This window comes from Pseudomonas sp. BS-2016, assembly GCF_001806145.1.
Lineage (GTDB): Bacteria > Pseudomonadota > Gammaproteobacteria > Pseudomonadales > Pseudomonadaceae > Aquipseudomonas > Aquipseudomonas lundensis.
On record NZ_MLCT01000021.1, the window covers coordinates 37,384 to 54,504 of the forward strand.

The window sequence follows — 17,121 nt, forward strand, 5'->3', positions numbered from 1 at the left end:
TTACTCCCAGACGTTCTTTTTCCGTCACTCGAAGGTTACTTTTCTTATGCGCAACCCTCGTGCATCACGACTCAGGTCGACAGTTGGTTGGCGAATTGCCCGACCGCATCCACCACTTTTTGCGCGCCGTCCTGAATTTCGACAATCACCGTGCCCGCTTCCGCCGCCAATGCCAGCCCCTGTTCGGCCTGCAATTTGCCGTCGGCCATCAGGGTCACGGCGTCACGCGCCATGTCCTGGTTTTGACGCACCACGTTGATGATCTCTTCCGTGGCTTTGCTGGTGCGCGAGGCCAATTGCCGCACTTCGTCGGCCACCACCGCAAAACCGCGCCCCTGCTCCCCGGCGCGGGCGGCTTCAATCGCGGCGTTGAGCGCCAGCAGGTTGGTTTGCTCGGCAATCGCGCTGATGGTTTTGACGATGCTCCCAATCACTTGCGACTGGTCGTTAAGGGCTTCGATGCCATCGCCGGCCTGCTGCATGTGTTTGGCCAGATCCCGCATGACCTCAACGGCCTGGGTCACCACCTTGGTGCCGCGCTGGGCGCTTTCATCGGTTTGCAAAGACGTGCTGTAAGCGATACCCGCCGCCTCTGAAACCGCCTGCTCCCGGTGGACCTGATCGGTAATCACCGTCGCGAACTTGACCACTTTGTACAGGGTGTTATTGGCGTCACGCACAGGGTTGTACGAGGCTTCAAGCCAGACGTCACGGCCATGGCTGTCAACGCGCTGAAAACGCCCGGCAACAAATTCACCGGCAATGAGCCGCTTCCAGAACGCCTCGTATTCAGCGCTGTTCTGCTCCTGAGCCGTGCAAAACAGGCTGTGATGCTTGCCCTGAATTTGCGCCAGGGTGTACCCCATGCCGTGCAGAAAACGATCGTTGGCCGTCAGCACTTCGCCAGCGAGGTTGAACTCGATCACGGCCGTGGAACGCAACAGGGCACTCATCAGGTTTTCGTGGTCGCGGGAGGTTTCGATGGTGCGCGTCAGGTCGCTGGAGAAAATCGAAATCCGCAGCACACGCCCGCTGGAATCCAGAATCGGCTGCATGATCGAGCGCAGCCATGCCTCCTGGCCATTGCCGCGCAACAAACGCACGGTGCCGCTGAAATGCTCGTTGCGGGTCATCGCCGTTTTGAACCGACGGTAATGTTCGTCGTTTTTCAGGTGCGCAGGCACCAGCTCATCAATGTGCCGCCCCACCAGCGCACTGTTTGCATACTGCATTTCTTGCGTGAAGTTGTGATTCGCCGTCTCGATGCGCCCATCCGCTCCCAGCGAGAGCACCAGCATTTCGCTGTCCAGGCTCTCTCTGACTTGCTGCAGGCTGGACAATTCTTCACGAAGAGCCGCTAGCTCTTGCTTCATGCGTTTGTTAAACATGGGATACCTGAGGGAATGGGGGCTGCATACCACGACATCGGCGTCAGGCCGATTTTCTAGAGAGGGTGAGACGACCGCTCATCAAAAAAATTCACCTTTTAATGGATCCACATCAGTCCACTGGCAGATAGCCCTGAACCGATGGCGGCGACCGTCAATTGGAGTGAATTTTTTGAAAGCCACAGACTCACTTACTCAACACAGGGAGAAATGTCTGAATCATGAACTCGGCAAAATTATTCATTATTGATTACACGCTGCATGGCGAGCCCAAGTCATTCATCATCCGCCACGCCGCGCTGGACAATCTCACGGCCTGGTACTGGGCGGGTTGTGACGCTGGGGTTGAACGCATTGCCCGCAATGAACGCGAAGCCGCCAAAAAGCTCGATCGCGCGCAAATGGAACGAAAAGGCATTGCCAACGTGAAATGGCGCCTGGCTTCAACATGAAGGGCAGTGGCGCAAACGCGCAGTCCACGACTGCGCGAGTCTGCACTCAGCTCATTTAGCGTTTATCGCCGCAATGGCAACCGCTGGATGACGCACACCCCTGACCGTCGGGGTGATGATCGGCGCACGCCTTGCAGCAGTACTGTTTCCCGTCGCGCTCCACGCCTTGGGCACCCACTTTGCAGTTGCAGTCCGGACAATCACACGTTTGCTCTTTCATCGTGAACTCCTTGTAGTGAGGTCGTTACACAACGGCACCATTGCCGCTTACAGGCAGTGACTGTAGACCTCGCGAGTTGGTTCAAAGCGACTGCCCATCGGAAATCCCCGTCGATTGATTTACTGTATTGGCCCGCCGCCGCTGATGCCTTGACGCTCTGAAAGGCTGCGCGCAGGCGTCACCATAATCATAAGAACAACGAGGTACTTCCCATGGCCGCTGAGATTGAATCCAGCCGTTATGCCCGCTTTGCCCTGCGCTGCTCCAATTGGGCGGAGCGCTGGTTCCCTGACTCCTGGGTGTTTGCCGCCGTCGCCGTGATCACCGTGGCACTGGCCACCCTGGCGATGGGTGCCAAACCCACGGATGCCGCGAAGGCGTTCGGTGACGGCTTCTGGAGCCTGATCCCCTTCACCCTGCAAATGTGCTTCGTGGTGATTGGCGGCTACGTGGTGGCCAGCTCACCGCCTGCGGTCAAACTCATCGACAAACTGGCACACGTCCCGAAAAACGGCCGACAGGCGGTGTGCTGGGTCGCCCTGATTTCGATGGTGGCGTCGTTGCTCAACTGGGGGTTGTCGCTGGTGTTCGGCGGGTTGCTGGTGCGGGCGCTGGCCCGCCGCACGAACCTGCGCATGGACTATCGCGCCGCCGGTGCAGCCGCCTATCTGGGATTGGGGGCGGTGTGGGCGCTGGGGCTGTCATCCTCGGCCGCGCAGTTGCAGGCCAACCCCGCCAGCCTGCCGCCTTCAATTCTGGCAATCACCGGGGTGATCCCGTTCACTGAAACCATCTTTCTGTGGCAATCCGGTGTGTTGCTGGCGGCGCTGGTGGTGGTGTCGCTGATCGTTGCCTACGCCACGGCGCCGGGGCCGGAATCGGCCCGGGATGCGGCGGCCTGCGGCGTTGATCCGGCCTTCAGCCTCCCCAAACTGCCGGCGCGCACGCGACCCGGCGAGTGGCTGGAATACAGTCCGGTGCTGACCCTTTTGCTGGTGTTGCTGGCGGCGGGCTGGTTGTTCCACGAGTTCTCGAGCAAACCGGCAATCAGCGCCATTTCAGGCCTCAACACCTACAACTTTTTGTTTCTGATGCTCGGTGCATTGCTGCACTGGCGCCCGCGCAGTTTTCTGAATGCCGTGGCCAGCGCCGTGCCGACCACGACCGGGGTGCTGATCCAGTTTCCGCTGTACGGCTCGATTGCGGCCCTAATGACGGTGGTCAAGGGCACAAACGGCGAAACCCTGGCGCATCACATCTCCACGTTCTTTGTGCAGATTGCGTCCCACGATACCTACGCCGTGTTGATGGGCGTGTACTCGGCGGTGCTGGGCTTCTTCATCCCGTCGGGGGGTGGCAAATGGATTATCGAAGCGCCTTACGTGATGCAAGTCGCCAATGATCTGGAGTATCACTTGGGGTGGGCGGTACAGATTTACAACGCGGCTGAAGCCTTGCCGAACCTGATCAACCCGTTTTACATGCTGCCGCTGCTAGGTGTACTGGGCTTGAAAGCACGGGACCTGATCGGTTTCTCGTTCGTGCAATTGCTGGTGCACACGCCACTGGTGCTGTTTTTGCTGTGGGCGTTGGGCACGACGCTGACTTATGTGGCGCCGGTGATGCCCTAACCCCTCGCCCTGCCCTTCTCCCTGTGGGAGAGGGGCAGGATGAACCGCGATCGTTAAACGGGATTGACCGGCCGCAAACGGTACTGCGGCGGCAATTGGTCAAGCCCGCTGATGGTCGTGTTCAGGCTCTTCCAGCGACCATCCTTGATCCCGTAGATGCACCCGTGAACCGACAGGCTCTGCCCGCGGTGCCAGGCATTTTGCACAATGTTGGTGTGACCCACGTTGGCCACCTGCTGGATGACGTTGAGTTCGCACAAACGATCTACGCGTTCTTCTTCGGTGGGCAACAGCGCCAGCACGTCGCGATTTTCGTAATACAGGTCGCGGATCGAGCGCAGCCAGCCGTCGATCAGCCCCAACTGCTGGTCCTTCATCGAAGCACGCACGCCGCCACAGCCGTAGTGGCCAGTGACCAGAATGTGTTTGACCTTCAATACATCCACGGCGTACTGAATCACCGACAAACAGTTCAAATCGGTGTGCAGCACAACATTGGCCACGTTGCGGTGCACAAACAGATCGCCGGGCAACATGCCGACGATCTCATTGGCCGGTACACGGGCATCCGAACAACCAATCCATAGGTATTCCGGCGTTTGCTGGCGGGCCAGCTTGGCGAAAAATTCGGGATCTTCCTGCTTGATCGCATCGGCCCAGCGCGCGTTGTTATCAATCAGGTCTTGTAGTTCGTTCATGCGGTAAGGCCTCAAGAGTTGATGCTCAGCTTTGACAGCCGACCGGCGGTCGACGTCACGTGGGCAAATGCCAAATCCGGCGATCAATCGGGTGGAATCTTCACGCTTGACTACAGTCCACCCTAGGGTCTGTTGCCGTTTCATAGTAGCCGCGATGAAACCCCACGGGGTTTGGGTGTTGCTCTGAACCTTGCCCGGCTATCTGTAACCCAGCAACGCGGCATGCAATGCAACGCGAACAGCCCCTGGCAAGGCCCCACAGTATGAGGATTTACCATGACCGATTCACGTCGCCCGTTCGGGGCAGAAGAACCATTGGACATCGACGACACCGAAGACCGCATGGGCTCGGTGGAACCGCTCGACTTTGACGACCCTGTGGACACACATGAATCACTGGACGATCTGGTGACCGATGAAGAGTACACGCGCCATGTGGGCGAGCATCGACCGCGCAACCGCGAAATCAGTGGCGCGGCGCTGCCGGGGCGTGATTCCAGCCCGGACGATCTGGACGCCGACATGCTAATACCTGAAGACGGTGCCCGGGATGCCTACGAAGCCCTTGAAGAAGAGGGTGGCGCGGCAGACTGGGATTTGAGCGTCGTCAATGAAGACGAGATCGGCGCAGGTCGTGGCCTGGATGAAGCTGAGCTGGCGGATATTGATCCGGTGGGCCGCAAGGAATAAACGCCCCTCGGCTGACCCTCTCCCCAAGGGAGAGGGGGCATTGCTCCCGTGAACAGGCGGTTGACGCCGGGTCTTGTACGGGTGCCTTTATGGAACGGGTTGTTGCCAGGGCGATGCCGTCAGTCAACCAGCGTACACGCCATGACCACGGCATCTTCGCGCCCGCCCACGGCCGGGTAATAGTCCCGGCGGCGGCCGATTTCGTTGAAGCCAAAACGCTCGTACAACTTGAACGCGGCGGTGTTGCTGTCGCGCAGCTCAAGGAAACACTCGCGGGCGTCATGCTGGTAAGCAATGGACATCAAGTGCTCCAGCAATTTAAGCCCAAGGCCTCGGCCCTGGCTTTCGGGTTTGACCGTGATATTAAGCAGGTGCGCTTCATCGAGAATGATTTGCACCACACCGTGCCCCACTTGCTGCTCGCCTTCAAACATCAACCAGATGTGGTACTTGCCCAGCCCGTCGAGGAATATCCCGCGCGTCCAGGGGTGGCTGAAGGCGGCGTATTCAATTTTCAACACGGCATCGAGGTCCGCCTCGGTCATCGGGCGGAAAGTTACAGCGTCACTCATTGATTGGTTTCCAGCGCGCCATCAGCCGGCGCATGGCTTGCCACACATCCGCTTTGCGGTGTGGCTCATCCATTAATAATTCAAGACCCGGCAGCGCCCAGACGCAGCCCAGCCCTTCAATGTCCAGATCGCGGTGATAGGCTTCGGCATTGGCTTGGCCCGCAAAACGCACGGCAGGCAGCCCGATCAGCCATAAACACGCACACTCGATGTCTTCAAGGCGCGCCATCAAAAAACCCTGTACAAATTCCCGTGCGGCCTCCGGGCCCTGATCGACATTGCCCCGGCGCAGCAACGGCCAGCGAATCGGCTCGCCAATGATTTGCGGGCTATCCGGCAGTCCGGCAGCGCGCAGCATGTCTTTGAGCAACAGGTAAGCCGGGTCGCGGCTCTGGAACGCGCCGCCTGTGGGTAACTCCACCAGCACCAGGCAGCGACCGGCGCGCAGCAATTGCAACGCAAAACGCGGCGCCGGCAAGGGCACTACTTTGGCCACCACGGGCGCAGCGTCGGCTTCGGCGACCGGTTTGCTCGCTGCACGCGGGGTGACGGACGGGCGTGGCACTTCGATCTTCGGGCGTTCGGCAGGCTTGCTCGGCACCGCCGCCACCTGGGCAACAGGCGGCGCCATGACCGGCGCTGCGGGCGGCTCGGGGACCACCAGCAGTTCAGGCCGCGACGGGGCGGCGAACGGCAATTCGGTGCGCGGTAACCAGGTGACCACCTGCATGGCAGTCAAATAAGCGCGGCGGCGGGACTCGTTCAACAAGGGTCGGCCATCTGTGGATAACAAAAGAACGGGGATTCTACCGCCCTTCTGCCCTTCCCGCCCGCAGTTGATCGCTAAACGGTGGGCAGGCGCTCGGGCGGCAGATCGCCAAGGGAAGATGTGCGCAGTACAATCGCCGCCTTTCATTGCCAATCGACCGGCCTTCCCATGATCGAACCCAAGCGCGTTTTACGTGCCCTCGCCGAGCACTGGGCACTCCTTGAGCCCTTGTGCGAACACTTCGACCAAGGCACGTTGAGCCTCAGCGAACTGCGCCTGCAACTGGCGGCGCATCAGTTGGACAGCACCCCTCAAGACATCACCAACGTGCTCGACAGCTGGATCCGGCTCGACATTCTGGTGCCGGTCGCCAAAAGCCCGAACCGCTTCGAGCTGAATGCGCAAATCCATGACTTCCTGGCCTATTTGCGGCGCGAACACCGCCTCGGCCTGTGCCTGGAAATCGAAGCCTACCTGCGCCACCTTGAGCGTCTGGCGGGGTATATCCAGGATGCGTTCGACATCCGCGACGGCAACGATCTGGCGCGTCAACTGCGTCTGCTGGACATGCGCGTGCGCGACGTACTGAAAAAACTGGCCAACGATGAGCAGGCGCTGGTGGCCGTGGCAGAACGTGCCAAGACCAGCGACCGGCAAATCCCGTTGCGCCAGCGGTATGCCGAAGTGCTGGCGACATGGGATGAATACGTTGAGCCGATGATTCAATTGGTCAACGCCGACGGCGCCTTCGAGCAAGGTGTGCGCAAGGTTGAAAACGTGCTGCTGCGCATGCTCAGCGAACAGCAGCGCCTCGGCCACCTGGTCGACGACGACATGCTGCTGCGTACCCACGCGCGGATCCTCGAAATGCAAACCAGCGCTCAACTCACCCTGCGCCATGCGCGCGAGCTGTTGTTGCCGTTGCGCGAAGAAGCCCGCCGCCACAATGCCGTGACCCGCGGCGCGGCGCTGGCACTGGCCGCGATCCGCCGTAAAGGGCTGGACGCCGTGCCACAAGCGGCGATGCCGATGTTCACCCGCCCGCAAAGCACCTTTCTGGGCAGCGCCAGCCAAGTGGAAGCGTACGTGTATGCGTTGGCGCGCTTCGAGCCAAAACCTGCGCGGTTCCCCAAGGCGCACAAAACCCAAAAAGGCGGCGAAGCCCCGAAGGCGCCGCGCACGGTCAAAGAAATGCTCGACCGCTGCAGCGATGCACTGCCCATGCCGGACTTGATGAACTGGTTGCTGGCACAAGAGCCCGACGGCGACACCGACGAATTGCTGTACTGGTTCTCGCGCCTGTCGCGGGAAAAACGCTTCGTGCGCGAGCGTCTCGAACGCCGCGAGTATCACACCCACGAACACGTGGTCAGCTTGCGCTCTTTCGCCCTGCTGTCACGTAGCGAAGACGCAACCGAGCCTACTGCGAGCCCTCTCCATGCATCTTGATCTGTCTGAACTGTCCCAACTGGCACCGATTTTTCGCGAACTGTTCAAGGGCTATCACGTCAGCCGGCGCGACCCCGAGCTGTACGCGCAGTTGTCGAATTTCCAGGATCAATACCGCGCGCTGTTCAAGGCGCTGGGCTTTGAGTTGGTGTGTGACACCCGCGGTTTTTATTACTTCGTCCCCGACACGGCCACCGCCCAGGTGAACAAGACCGCACAGCGTCTGGCGCTGTTCACGTTCATCATTGTCGAGCACCTGGCCGATCAGGGCCGCGACCCGATTGCCGTGCTCGATGGCGGCAGCCTGGGCCGCGACGAACTGCCCGCGCTGCTGGAAAAATACCGCGACCTGTTCGTACAGGCCGAGGTCACCACTCAGGACGAGCTGGAAGAGAAGATCATGCGCCGCATGACCCAGCTCGGCTTTGCCGGTGAAGAAAACGGCATTTACCGCTTTCTGCCGCCGATGCACCGTTTTCTGGATGTGTGCCTGTCGGTGCAACAAGACCGCGATCTGGCCGCCAGCCTGCACAGCATCTTGCCGCTGCCGACGCCCGTACTGGCCGGTGACGACCCCGAGGTCGAGGAAGAAGACGAAGAAGCCGCACTGGCGCGTGCCATTGCCGCCGAGCAACAGGAGATGGATGCATGAGCCAGGAACGCTACGGAATACGCCGTTTTGCCCTGTTGAACACTGCCGGTTACAGCCTCGGGCTGTTCCCGCTGGAACACCCGCTGTCGGTGTACGGGGCCAACAACCTGGGCAAATCGGCCTCGATCAACGCCTTGCAGTTCCCGATTCTGGCGCGCATGTCGGACATGAGCTTCGGCAAGTACAGCCTCGAACAATCGCGGCGTTTTTACTTTGCCTCCGACACCAGCTACATCCTCGTCGAAGTGTCGCTGCCCCATGGCCCGCACGTGATTGGCGTGGTCGGCCGTGGCCCGGGCGGCGGTTTCGGGCACCAGTTTTTTGCCTACGCCGGTCAACTGGACCTGGCGCATTACCAAAAAGACGACACCTGCCTGCGGCAAAAAGAGCTGTTCAACAACCTTGAGCGCAACGGCCTTAAAGCCTACGAACTCAAACCCGATGAACTGCGGCGCCTGTTGGTGGGCGGCCACACGTCCATCCCGCTGGACCTGACGCTGATCCCGCTGCGCTCCACCAGCGAGCAAAGCCTGAAGACCTTCCGCGCGCTGTTTATCAACCTGCTGCACATGCGCGAAATCACCGCCGCCAAACTCAAGCAGCTGTTCCTCGATGCCTTCGAGCACAGCCTGCGCTCGGGCAGTGTGGATTACATTGCCGCTTGTGAAGAGGCCTTCCGCGACGTACGCCGCATGGAGCAGGACTACAACGCCCTGGTCGGTGCCGGGCCATTGGTTGAGTCGCTGGCGGCCGGGGTGCGCCAGCGCGATCTGCTGCGCGGCAAGTTGCACCGCCTGTCTCCCCTGCTCGACTCATTGCTCGGTACGTGGCAGGACTATTCGGGGGCCCGCAAAGAAGAGCTGCTGGCCCAGTCCGAGCACTACCGTCACGAGCAAGACGCGCTGCAAAACGATCAGCGCAGCAGCACTCAGGAATTGATGCGCCTGGAGCGTGAAATCTCCGGCATCCAGCGCTGGTTGGGCGAGCTGTCCGTGCTCAAGCACCGGTTTGCCCTGGTGGACGATGTGAAGGTGCTGGAGCAGCAGTTGCTCGCCGCCAAGGACGCCCACGACGAACTGGCCGGTGCTCTGGCGCAATCGCGGCAGTTCAGCGCCGAGGACCTGGACGAACGGGTCCGGGATCTGGAAAAACGCCTGAAGTCGGTCAAGCAGCAACTCGATCACGCCGACAACAACAGCTACGCACGCCTGCGCGAAGAGTTTTCGCAACAGGATGTTGAGCGCCTGATGCGCCTGTTCAACAGCGCCCTGTTCAGCCTGCCGCTGGGCGAACACGGGATTGCACTGGACGACAGCGACGCGTGGGTCAAATCACTGGAGATGATCCTCGACGGCTTCAAAGGCGAGCGCTTTGAAGCACCGGGGTTGTCGATTGACCTCAGCCACATCGAGCCACCTGCCTTGCAGGCCTTGGCAGACCGGGCCGCGTTACGCGATCAAAAAGAGCGTCTGGACAAAGAACTCAAGCAGCTCAAAACCCAGCAAGCCGTGACGTCTGATCGGGCGGCGAGCAAGAGTGAAGCCGAGTCGCTTTACCAACAGGTACTGGACGCGCAAAAAGCGCTGGAAGACTTCCGCCGCAGCCAGACGCTGAGTGCCGAGGAAGGCGAGAAACTGGAACAACTGGCTCAGGCAGAAGCCGCCCAGGACGAGTTGAAGCGCTCCAGCGATGCGTTCACCGAGCGCGTTCAACAGCTGTCGGCCAAGCTGCAACTGGTCGCCCGTCAACTGGGCGACATGGAAGCCAAACAGCGCACGCTGGATGACAGCCTGCGCCGCCGTCAATTATTGCCCGCCGACCTGCCGTTCGGTACGCCGTTCATGGACCCGGTCGACGACTCCATGGACAACCTGCTGCCGCTGCTCAACGACTACCAGGACACGTGGCAAGGCCTGCTGCGCTGTGATGGCCAGATCGAAGCCCTTTATGCTCAAGTGCGCTTGAAGGGCGTGGCCAAGTTCGACAGCGAAGACGACATGGAGCGCCGCCTGCAACTGTTGATTAACGCTTACGCGCACCGTACCGAAGAAGCCCTGACCCTGGGCAAAGCGCGTCGTGCGGCGGTGACCGATATCGCCCGCACGTTGCGCAACATTCGCAGTGACTACGACAGCCTTGAGCATCAACTGGCGCTGTTCAACCGCGAGATCAACAAGCGTCAGGTGTCCAACCTGCAAAGTTTCCGCATCGTGCTGGCCCCCAACAAGGAAGCCCTCAAGCACATCGATCAAATTATCCACAGCGCTGGCCAGTACGAAGAAGGCGAAACCCTTTCGGTATTCGACCTCAGCCAAAGCGCCGAACAGGACACAAAAAACGAGGAAGCCAAGGAGTATCTGGCTCGCCTCGTGGCCGCCAACCATAACCAGTTGGGCCTCAAGGACTTGTTCGAACTGGCGTTCGAGATCACCAAGGTCAACGGCCAGCCGGTGATCCATACCGACATTGACGGCGCTGCGTCCAACGGCACCACCATGACCATCAAGGCGCTGACCAACATGTATTTGTTGCTGCACTTGATGGACCGCGAGCAGGCCGGGCGCATCCGTTTGCCGTACTACCTGGATGAGGCGGCGGACATCGATGAAAAGAACCAGACCGCGCTGCTCGAAACCAGCTTGCAGTTGGGGTTTGTACCGATTCTGGCGAGCGTGAAACCGCAGGTCTGTGCGCATGTGGCCATCGACCTTGAGGGCGGCAGCGGGCCTAACGGTATTTATATCGATGAGGACGACTGGAAGTACATTCGCCGCCATGACGAAGTACAGCCTGCCAAGGCGATTGACACGGCATTGCCCGAGCTGGACGAAGCCTGACCCCAAGCGTTAACCCCTGAAAACCGCGATCACCGATCGCGGTTTTTTTATGCCCGCCCGTAGTAATCGGGCGCAAACCTAGCGCCCTTAAACCGTCTTTTAGATCAGTCTTGAGGCAAATAAAAAATATATTTTAAATTTCAGAAAATTCCTACCAACTACAGCGCAATCAAACGGCAAACTCTAAAAAATCATTAAGAACTCTCTGAAACACAAAGGAAAAACAACAACTGGAAACTCGCGTGCCAACGCATTCACCCACAGGCCAGCGCACGCTCAAAATGGCATCTCACGAATATTAACTATGTTTATGATTTGAAATAACGTTTAAACTTTGCAACATTAAAAAGCGCTTTGCTTTCACAACTTGTGAGCATTGAAGACAAAAGCCTACAAGGAACTCTTGAGAAGTTGTAGGAGAAATCATGCGTAAAGCCCTTATCGTAGACGACCATCCCTTTATTCGAAGAATAGTCAGATTGGTACTTGAAAAAGCCAACTTCCAGATCGCTGCTGAAACCGACAATGGTGCAACAGCATTAGACCTGGCGCGCTCTCATGTACCGCACTTGATCGTGCTTGATCTGTCGATGCCCAAGCTCGATGGGCTCGAAGTGTTGAAGCGATTAAATATTCTCGGCTTGCCCATCAAAGTATTGGTTCTGACGTCCAAGGGCTCTGCGTTTTTCGCAGATCGGTGTATACGCGCGGGGGCCATCGGCTTCATTGAAAAAACAGAAGATGTCGATGCGCTGACCCAGGCCATCAATCATGTGATGAGTGGCCGTATTTATTTAAATGACCCCGATGCCAATGTCGCAACTGCTGACAATGACAAACCCAGCGACCTACAACTTATAAAAAAACTGTCTGACCGTGAGCTGCGCACACTTCAATATTTAGTGTCGGGTTACTCGAATAAAAAAATCTCTGAAACCATGTTGTTGAGCGAAAAAACGGTCAGTACGTATAAGACCCGCGTCCTGAACAAACTCAACATTAAATCGGTGGTGTACCTGGCCGAGTTTGCCAAGCGCAATAACTTGGTCGAATGAAAACCGTGTCAGCCCGGCGATATGCTTTCTTCTGTTTGTCGCTGTGCATAACGTCTGTCTGCCAGGCCGATCCTGTTGATTTGCAGTTATTGGCCCGCTCGCACATCGACGTCCTGCCACTGGACCTGAGCGAAGGCGACCGGCAATGGTTAACCGGTAAAGCGGCACTGACGCTGGGCACTTCCGCCCCGGACTACGCCCCCTTCGATATCTCCACCGGCAGTGATTACTTTGAAGGGGTGACAGCGGACTATGCCGGCCTGCTCAGCCACTTGCTGCAAGTCCCGTTCAAGGTGCGTCGCTACGCGTCCCGGGGCGACGTGATCTCGGCGTTGAAACGGGGTGAAATCGACCTGCTGGGGACCGCCAACGGGTATGAAATGGCTGATCCACAACTGGTCTTTTCTTCCTCGTATGCGCTGGACACGCCAGTATTGGTCACCCGGATGGGCGATGACCCGAGGACCAAAGCGCTGCCCAATGGCCTGCGGCTGGCCATGCTGTATCACTACCAGCCGGTTGAGGAGGTCAAAGCCGCTTACCCGCAAGCCGACGTGCAGTTATACGCCTCAACCCTCAGCGCCATCGGCGCCGTGGCGTTTGGTCAGGCCGACCTGTATCTGGGGGACGCGATCAGTACCAATTACCTGATCAACAAAAACTACTTGAACAACGTGTACCTCAAGGATTTCTCCAGCCTTGAAGGCCATCCCTTTTCGTTTGCCGTGCATCACCCCAACCCGCGTTTGCTGCGGCTGATCAATGCGGCCATGGCGCGCATCCCCAGCGATGAGCAGTACGCGATTCTGAGCCGCTGGGGCGTCAGCGGCATGAAATTCGAGGGCCGCGGGCCGCTGCACTTTTCACCCGCCGAACAACGCTGGATTGACCAAAACCCGCGCCTGAAAGTCGCCGTTACAGAGGATTTTCTGCCGTTTAATTTTTATGACGAACATGGCATGTTCAGCGGCCTGGCGGCGGACTTGCTGGCCAAGATCAGTGTGCGCACCGGGCTCAAGTTTGATCTGGTGCGCAGCCCTTCCGTCAGCCAGTTGACCGAACTGATCAGCCGGGGTGAAGCCGATCTGACACCGGCCTTTACCCCCAGCAGCAACCGGCAAGATGTGCTGCGCTTTACCAAACCCTATCTCACCACGCCGTTTGTATTGGTCACGCCATTGAAACCCGGGAGCCCTGCCACCCTCGATGAGCTGCAAGGCAAACGCGTGGCGCTGGTGACCGATAGCCTGATGCAGACCTACCTTGAGCAAAATTTTCCCAAGGTCAATCTGGTGTCCGCGCCCAACTCGGCGCACGCGCTGGCCATGGCCGCCAAAGGTGAGGTGGACGGAGCCATCAACTCATTGATCAGTGCCCGCTATTTGATCAAGCAGCAGTACAGCGGACGCCTGCGCATCCGCAGCACCGTCGGGGTCGCCCCTGCCCAGTTCGCCCTGGCCATCCACCCCGACGCGCACGCGCTGTACTCGATTCTGGGCAAAGCACTGACCAGTATCTCCCCCGAGGAAATGGACACCCTGACCAACCGCTGGCAAAGCGCTGTGGTGCTGGACAATCGCTACTGGGTACGCAATCGCTCGACGGTGATCAAAGTGACGCTAATGCTGTTGGGCGTGCTGACTGTGGGGGTGGTGTGGATTGCCTACTTGCGGGGGTTGGTGCAAAAACGCGATCAGGCCGAGCGTGCCCTCAATGACCAACTGGCGTTCATGCGCACCTTGATCGACGGCACCCCGCACCCGATCTATGTGCGCGACCGCGAGGGACGCTTGCTGATTTGCAATGAGGTGTATCTGCAAGCCTTTGGTGTGAGCCGCGAAGCCGTGATCGGCAAAAACCTGCTGGAGTCCACCTTCAACCCCGAAGACCAGCGCCGGGTTTACCACACCGACTACCTGGAGGTGATGCAAGAGGGGCGCCCGGTGCTGCGTGATCATTCGCTGACCCTGCCCGACGGCAAGGTGCTGACCATTTATCACTGGGTGTTGCCCTACCGCGGCAGCGATGGTGCGGTCATGGGCATCATCGGCGGTTGGATCGACATCAGTGAGCGCCAGCAATTGGTCGAACAACTCAAAGAAGCGAAGAACCATGCCGACCAGGCGAACCTGGCCAAAAGCGATTTTCTGACCACCATGAGCCACGAGATCCGCACACCAATGAACGCCGTGATCGGCATGCTGGAGCTGGCCATGAAAAAAGCCGAACAAGGCGTGGCGGACAAAGCGTCCATCAATGTGGCTTCCGAAGCCGCACACGGCTTGCTTGAGCTGATCGGAGACATTCTGGACATCGCTCAAATCGAATCCGGACGAATGTCGCTCAACCAGCAACGCACGCAGTTGATGACGCTGGTGCAATCCACCGTGCGCGTGTTTGAGGGCATGGCGCAACAAAAAGGGATACAGATGAGTGCCGAGCTGGACCCCAAAATCAACCTCGACGTATTGATTGATCCGCTGCGTTTCCGACAGATTCTGTCCAACCTGCTGAGCAACGCCATCAAGTTCACCGATGCCGGTCAGGTGCGCCTGAGCGTACGGGCCAGAGGATCGGAGGACGGCGAGCGGCTGCGACTCAATGTGCAAGTTGAAGACACTGGCATCGGCATTTCCATCAGCGATCAAAAACGCCTGTTCAGCCCCTTTTCCCAAGTCAACACCCGCGCGCAAAAACCGGGCGGGTCGGGGCTCGGGCTGATGATCAGCCGTCAACTGTGCGACTTGATGGGCGGCACCTTGTCGCTCAACAGCACCGTGGGCAAAGGCACGTGCATCACGATGCAGTTCGACATTGTGACGCTGCTGTCGCAAACACCTGTCGCGCCAGCCCCGCGCTTGCCGTCAAGCAATGCGCGGCCGCTCAACGTCTTGGTGGTCGATGACTACCCGCCCAATCGCAAGTTACTGACCCAACAACTGGGGTATTTGGGCCACTCGGCGATAGAAGCCGAAGACGGCGCGCAAGCCTTGAAAATCTGGCGCAGCCGTCATTTCGACATGATCATGACCGACTGCGCCATGCCCGTCATGGATGGTTACGAGATGACCCGTTCCATCCGGGCCGAAGAAGCGGCAGCCAATAACGCTCCCATCTTGATTGTCGGCTTCACCGCCAACGCCCAGATTGGAGAAGCCGAACGTTGTCTGGCGGCGGGTATGAATGACTGCCTGTTCAAACCCATCAGCTTGCACAGCCTGGAGGCCCGTCTGGCCAGCGCTGAGCGGGCGCCCATCAATGTGCAGAACGAGCAGGATGATGCGGGGGTTACACCGCTCATTGACCTTGAAGCGCTGGAGCATTTGACCGGCGGAGATGCCAACGCCCTGAAAAACTTGCTTGAGCCTTTGATCGACAGCCTGGAAGACGACATGGGCGGGCTATTGAATGCGTTCACCAAAAACGATCTGCCGGGCATGAGCGAAATTGCGCACAAAGTTAAAAGTGGCGCCCGCATGATCAAGGCCACCCACCTGGCCCACTGCTGCGAGCAGCTGGAAAAGGCCTGCCTCAGCCCTGAATGGAGCCAGTTGGCCCAACGGGTGGATGAACAATACGAGGCCATGGCCCAGGTGCTGGAAGTGATCGAGGTGTATCGGGTTTGAGGCGCCTGTCAGGGCAACCCCATCACCAGTGTGGCGCTGCCGGTGAAGTTCCCGCTGGCCGGGGTGGTGGCACTTTTACGCACCAGGGCGAAGGTCACATCGTCCGCGCCTGAACTGTTGTAGAGGTTGGTTCGGAAAGCTTGATTGGGCCCTATTTGCACGCCGCCCCGTAACAAGCCCGTCGCCAGATTCGGGTTGCTCATGTGCAGCAGCCCGGAATTGAACGCCGATGAAACCCCTTTGAATGTGATGGTGATGGGCATTGTTATGCCTGGGTTGGGGCAAGAGTAATTTAAACGCACGACTCTGGTGACCGATGTGCTGGCAGAACTTTCACCGATGGCGGCGGGGTCCACTTGATTAAAGTTCACATCAATTGCCCGATTGCCATTGATCGTACACGTTGAGGGCTCAATGATCAGGCTGTTGTTCGCAATCAAATTAATGCGCACCACCGGCACCGGAGGCTTACCCGTATTATTGGTTTGCCTCAAGAGTATGGTTCCGATGAGATCGTTATATCGAATATTAATGGGATTAGAGGGGTCACCCCGGTTGAGAATGTACATATACGTGCGCATATTGGCGGGCACATGATTGTTATACATGGTCGCAATATGAATCCCCGGCCGAACGGGGGCATCGTAGTCGACGTTATGAATATTAAGTCCTAATGTATGGCCCATTAGTTTTGGGCCCGGCTCAACGCCATTCAAGGTGGTATGCCAATAATCCCTGGCCGAAGCGGGAAGACCACTGTCATAAGAAAAGATGCACTCCAGAGTATAGCCATCCAACAGAATGCGCCTTGAACCGGGAGTGATTTTAACGGGCACGCGCACGTCGACGACTTTGTGGGTCGGTATCCATATCCACCGGCCGCCGTCGACTCGACAATCCGAGGCCAAGAGTGTTTGCATGAAAAACGTCAAACATACACCGATTATATATTTCATCGTTGCTCCTGCTGGCCGCTCACCCAAGGTGAACCGCTGTAGATAAATCGTAAATACCGCGTGAAAGACCCCATCAAGATTATGAGCAGCGATATACGTCTGACCTTGATAAGCGCCCTTCTTTGA

General features: G+C 58.5%; 14 protein-coding genes and 1 pseudogene. 8 read left to right on the plus strand and 7 right to left on the minus strand.

The genetic code is table 11. From position 1 onward, the window contains the following. Window positions 1-71 precede the first annotated feature (71 nt). Window positions 72-503, minus strand: coding sequence for a methyl-accepting chemotaxis protein (locus tag BKD70_RS25655; protein WP_371057820.1), 432 nt, complete (start codon window positions 501-503; stop codon window positions 72-74). A gap of 108 nt (window positions 504-611) precedes the next feature. Further along, window positions 612-1,388 (minus strand): annotated as a pseudogene (locus BKD70_RS25660) (PAS domain-containing protein); the annotation flags it as partial. Window positions 1,389-1,609: 221 nt separating this feature from the next. On the opposite strand from BKD70_RS25660, the gene BKD70_RS12945 reads away from it, so the two are divergent. Next, a complete protein-coding gene (locus tag BKD70_RS12945) occupies window positions 1,610-1,840 on the plus strand; it encodes a DUF6555 family protein (protein ID WP_047273299.1) in 231 nt (76 codons plus the stop codon). A 55-nt stretch (window positions 1,841-1,895) separates the two neighbouring features. Here the strand turns inward: BKD70_RS12945 and BKD70_RS24265 are convergent, their stop codons facing one another. Continuing rightward, window positions 1,896-2,060: a metallothionein gene (locus BKD70_RS24265; protein WP_080960279.1), complete on the minus strand. Its 165-nt coding sequence runs from the start codon at window positions 2,058-2,060 to the stop codon at window positions 1,896-1,898. Window positions 2,061-2,272: 212 nt separating this feature from the next. Between BKD70_RS24265 and BKD70_RS12950 the strand changes: the two genes are divergently transcribed. Further along, complete coding sequence (locus tag BKD70_RS12950; protein ID WP_047273298.1) at window positions 2,273-3,691, plus strand: short-chain fatty acid transporter; 1,419 nt, start codon at window positions 2,273-2,275, stop codon at window positions 3,689-3,691. Window positions 3,692-3,744: 53 nt separating this feature from the next. Here the strand turns inward: BKD70_RS12950 and can are convergent, their stop codons facing one another. Then, complete coding sequence (gene can, locus BKD70_RS12955; protein WP_047273297.1) at window positions 3,745-4,389, minus strand: carbonate dehydratase; 645 nt, start codon at window positions 4,387-4,389, stop codon at window positions 3,745-3,747. A gap of 276 nt (window positions 4,390-4,665) precedes the next feature. Here can and BKD70_RS12960 point away from each other — a divergent pair, with 276 nt between their 5' ends. Further along, window positions 4,666-5,079, plus strand: a complete 414-nt coding sequence (locus tag BKD70_RS12960) for a hypothetical protein (RefSeq protein ID WP_047273296.1) — start codon at window positions 4,666-4,668, stop codon at window positions 5,077-5,079. A gap of 119 nt (window positions 5,080-5,198) precedes the next feature. On the opposite strand, the gene rimI is transcribed toward BKD70_RS12960, so the two are convergent. Beyond that, window positions 5,199-5,651 (minus strand): ribosomal protein S18-alanine N-acetyltransferase, encoded by a 453-nt coding sequence (gene rimI, locus BKD70_RS12965; RefSeq protein WP_047273295.1) that lies wholly within the window; start codon window positions 5,649-5,651, stop codon window positions 5,199-5,201. Continuing rightward, window positions 5,644-6,420 (minus strand): hypothetical protein, encoded by a 777-nt coding sequence (locus tag BKD70_RS12970; protein ID WP_047273294.1) that lies wholly within the window; start codon window positions 6,418-6,420, stop codon window positions 5,644-5,646. The genes rimI and BKD70_RS12970 overlap by 8 nt, the downstream gene beginning before the upstream one ends. Window positions 6,421-6,588: 168 nt before the next feature. Here BKD70_RS12970 and mksB point away from each other — a divergent pair, with 168 nt between their 5' ends. The 5 genes from mksB to BKD70_RS12995 all read left to right on the plus strand — a co-directional run bounded on the left by mksB (window position 6,589) and on the right by BKD70_RS12995 (window position 16,039). Then, window positions 6,589-7,869 (plus strand): Mks condensin complex protein MksB, encoded by a 1,281-nt coding sequence (gene mksB, locus BKD70_RS12975; protein WP_047273293.1) that lies wholly within the window; start codon window positions 6,589-6,591, stop codon window positions 7,867-7,869. Then, window positions 7,859-8,521 (plus strand): Mks condensin complex protein MksE, encoded by a 663-nt coding sequence (gene mksE, locus BKD70_RS12980; protein ID WP_047273292.1) that lies wholly within the window; start codon window positions 7,859-7,861, stop codon window positions 8,519-8,521. The genes mksB and mksE overlap by 11 nt, the downstream gene beginning before the upstream one ends. After that, the gene (gene mksF / locus BKD70_RS12985; RefSeq protein WP_047273291.1) at window positions 8,518-11,358 is read left to right on the plus strand and encodes an Mks condensin complex protein MksF; all 2,841 of its coding nucleotides are present in this window, start codon (window positions 8,518-8,520) and stop codon (window positions 11,356-11,358) included. The genes mksE and mksF overlap by 4 nt, the downstream gene beginning before the upstream one ends. Before the next feature lie 425 nt (window positions 11,359-11,783). Continuing rightward, window positions 11,784-12,413: a response regulator transcription factor gene (locus BKD70_RS12990; protein ID WP_047273290.1), complete on the plus strand. Its 630-nt coding sequence runs from the start codon at window positions 11,784-11,786 to the stop codon at window positions 12,411-12,413. An 89-nt stretch (window positions 12,414-12,502) separates the two neighbouring features. Next, on the plus strand, window positions 12,503-16,039 hold the full coding sequence (locus BKD70_RS12995) for an ATP-binding protein (RefSeq protein ID WP_240478005.1): 3,537 nt from the start codon (window positions 12,503-12,505) through the stop codon (window positions 16,037-16,039). Between the two features lie 8 nt (window positions 16,040-16,047). On the opposite strand, the gene BKD70_RS13000 is transcribed toward BKD70_RS12995, so the two are convergent. After that, on the minus strand, window positions 16,048-16,995 hold the full coding sequence (locus tag BKD70_RS13000; RefSeq protein WP_047273454.1) for a fimbrial protein: 948 nt from the start codon (window positions 16,993-16,995) through the stop codon (window positions 16,048-16,050). Window positions 16,996-17,121 lie beyond the last annotated feature (126 nt).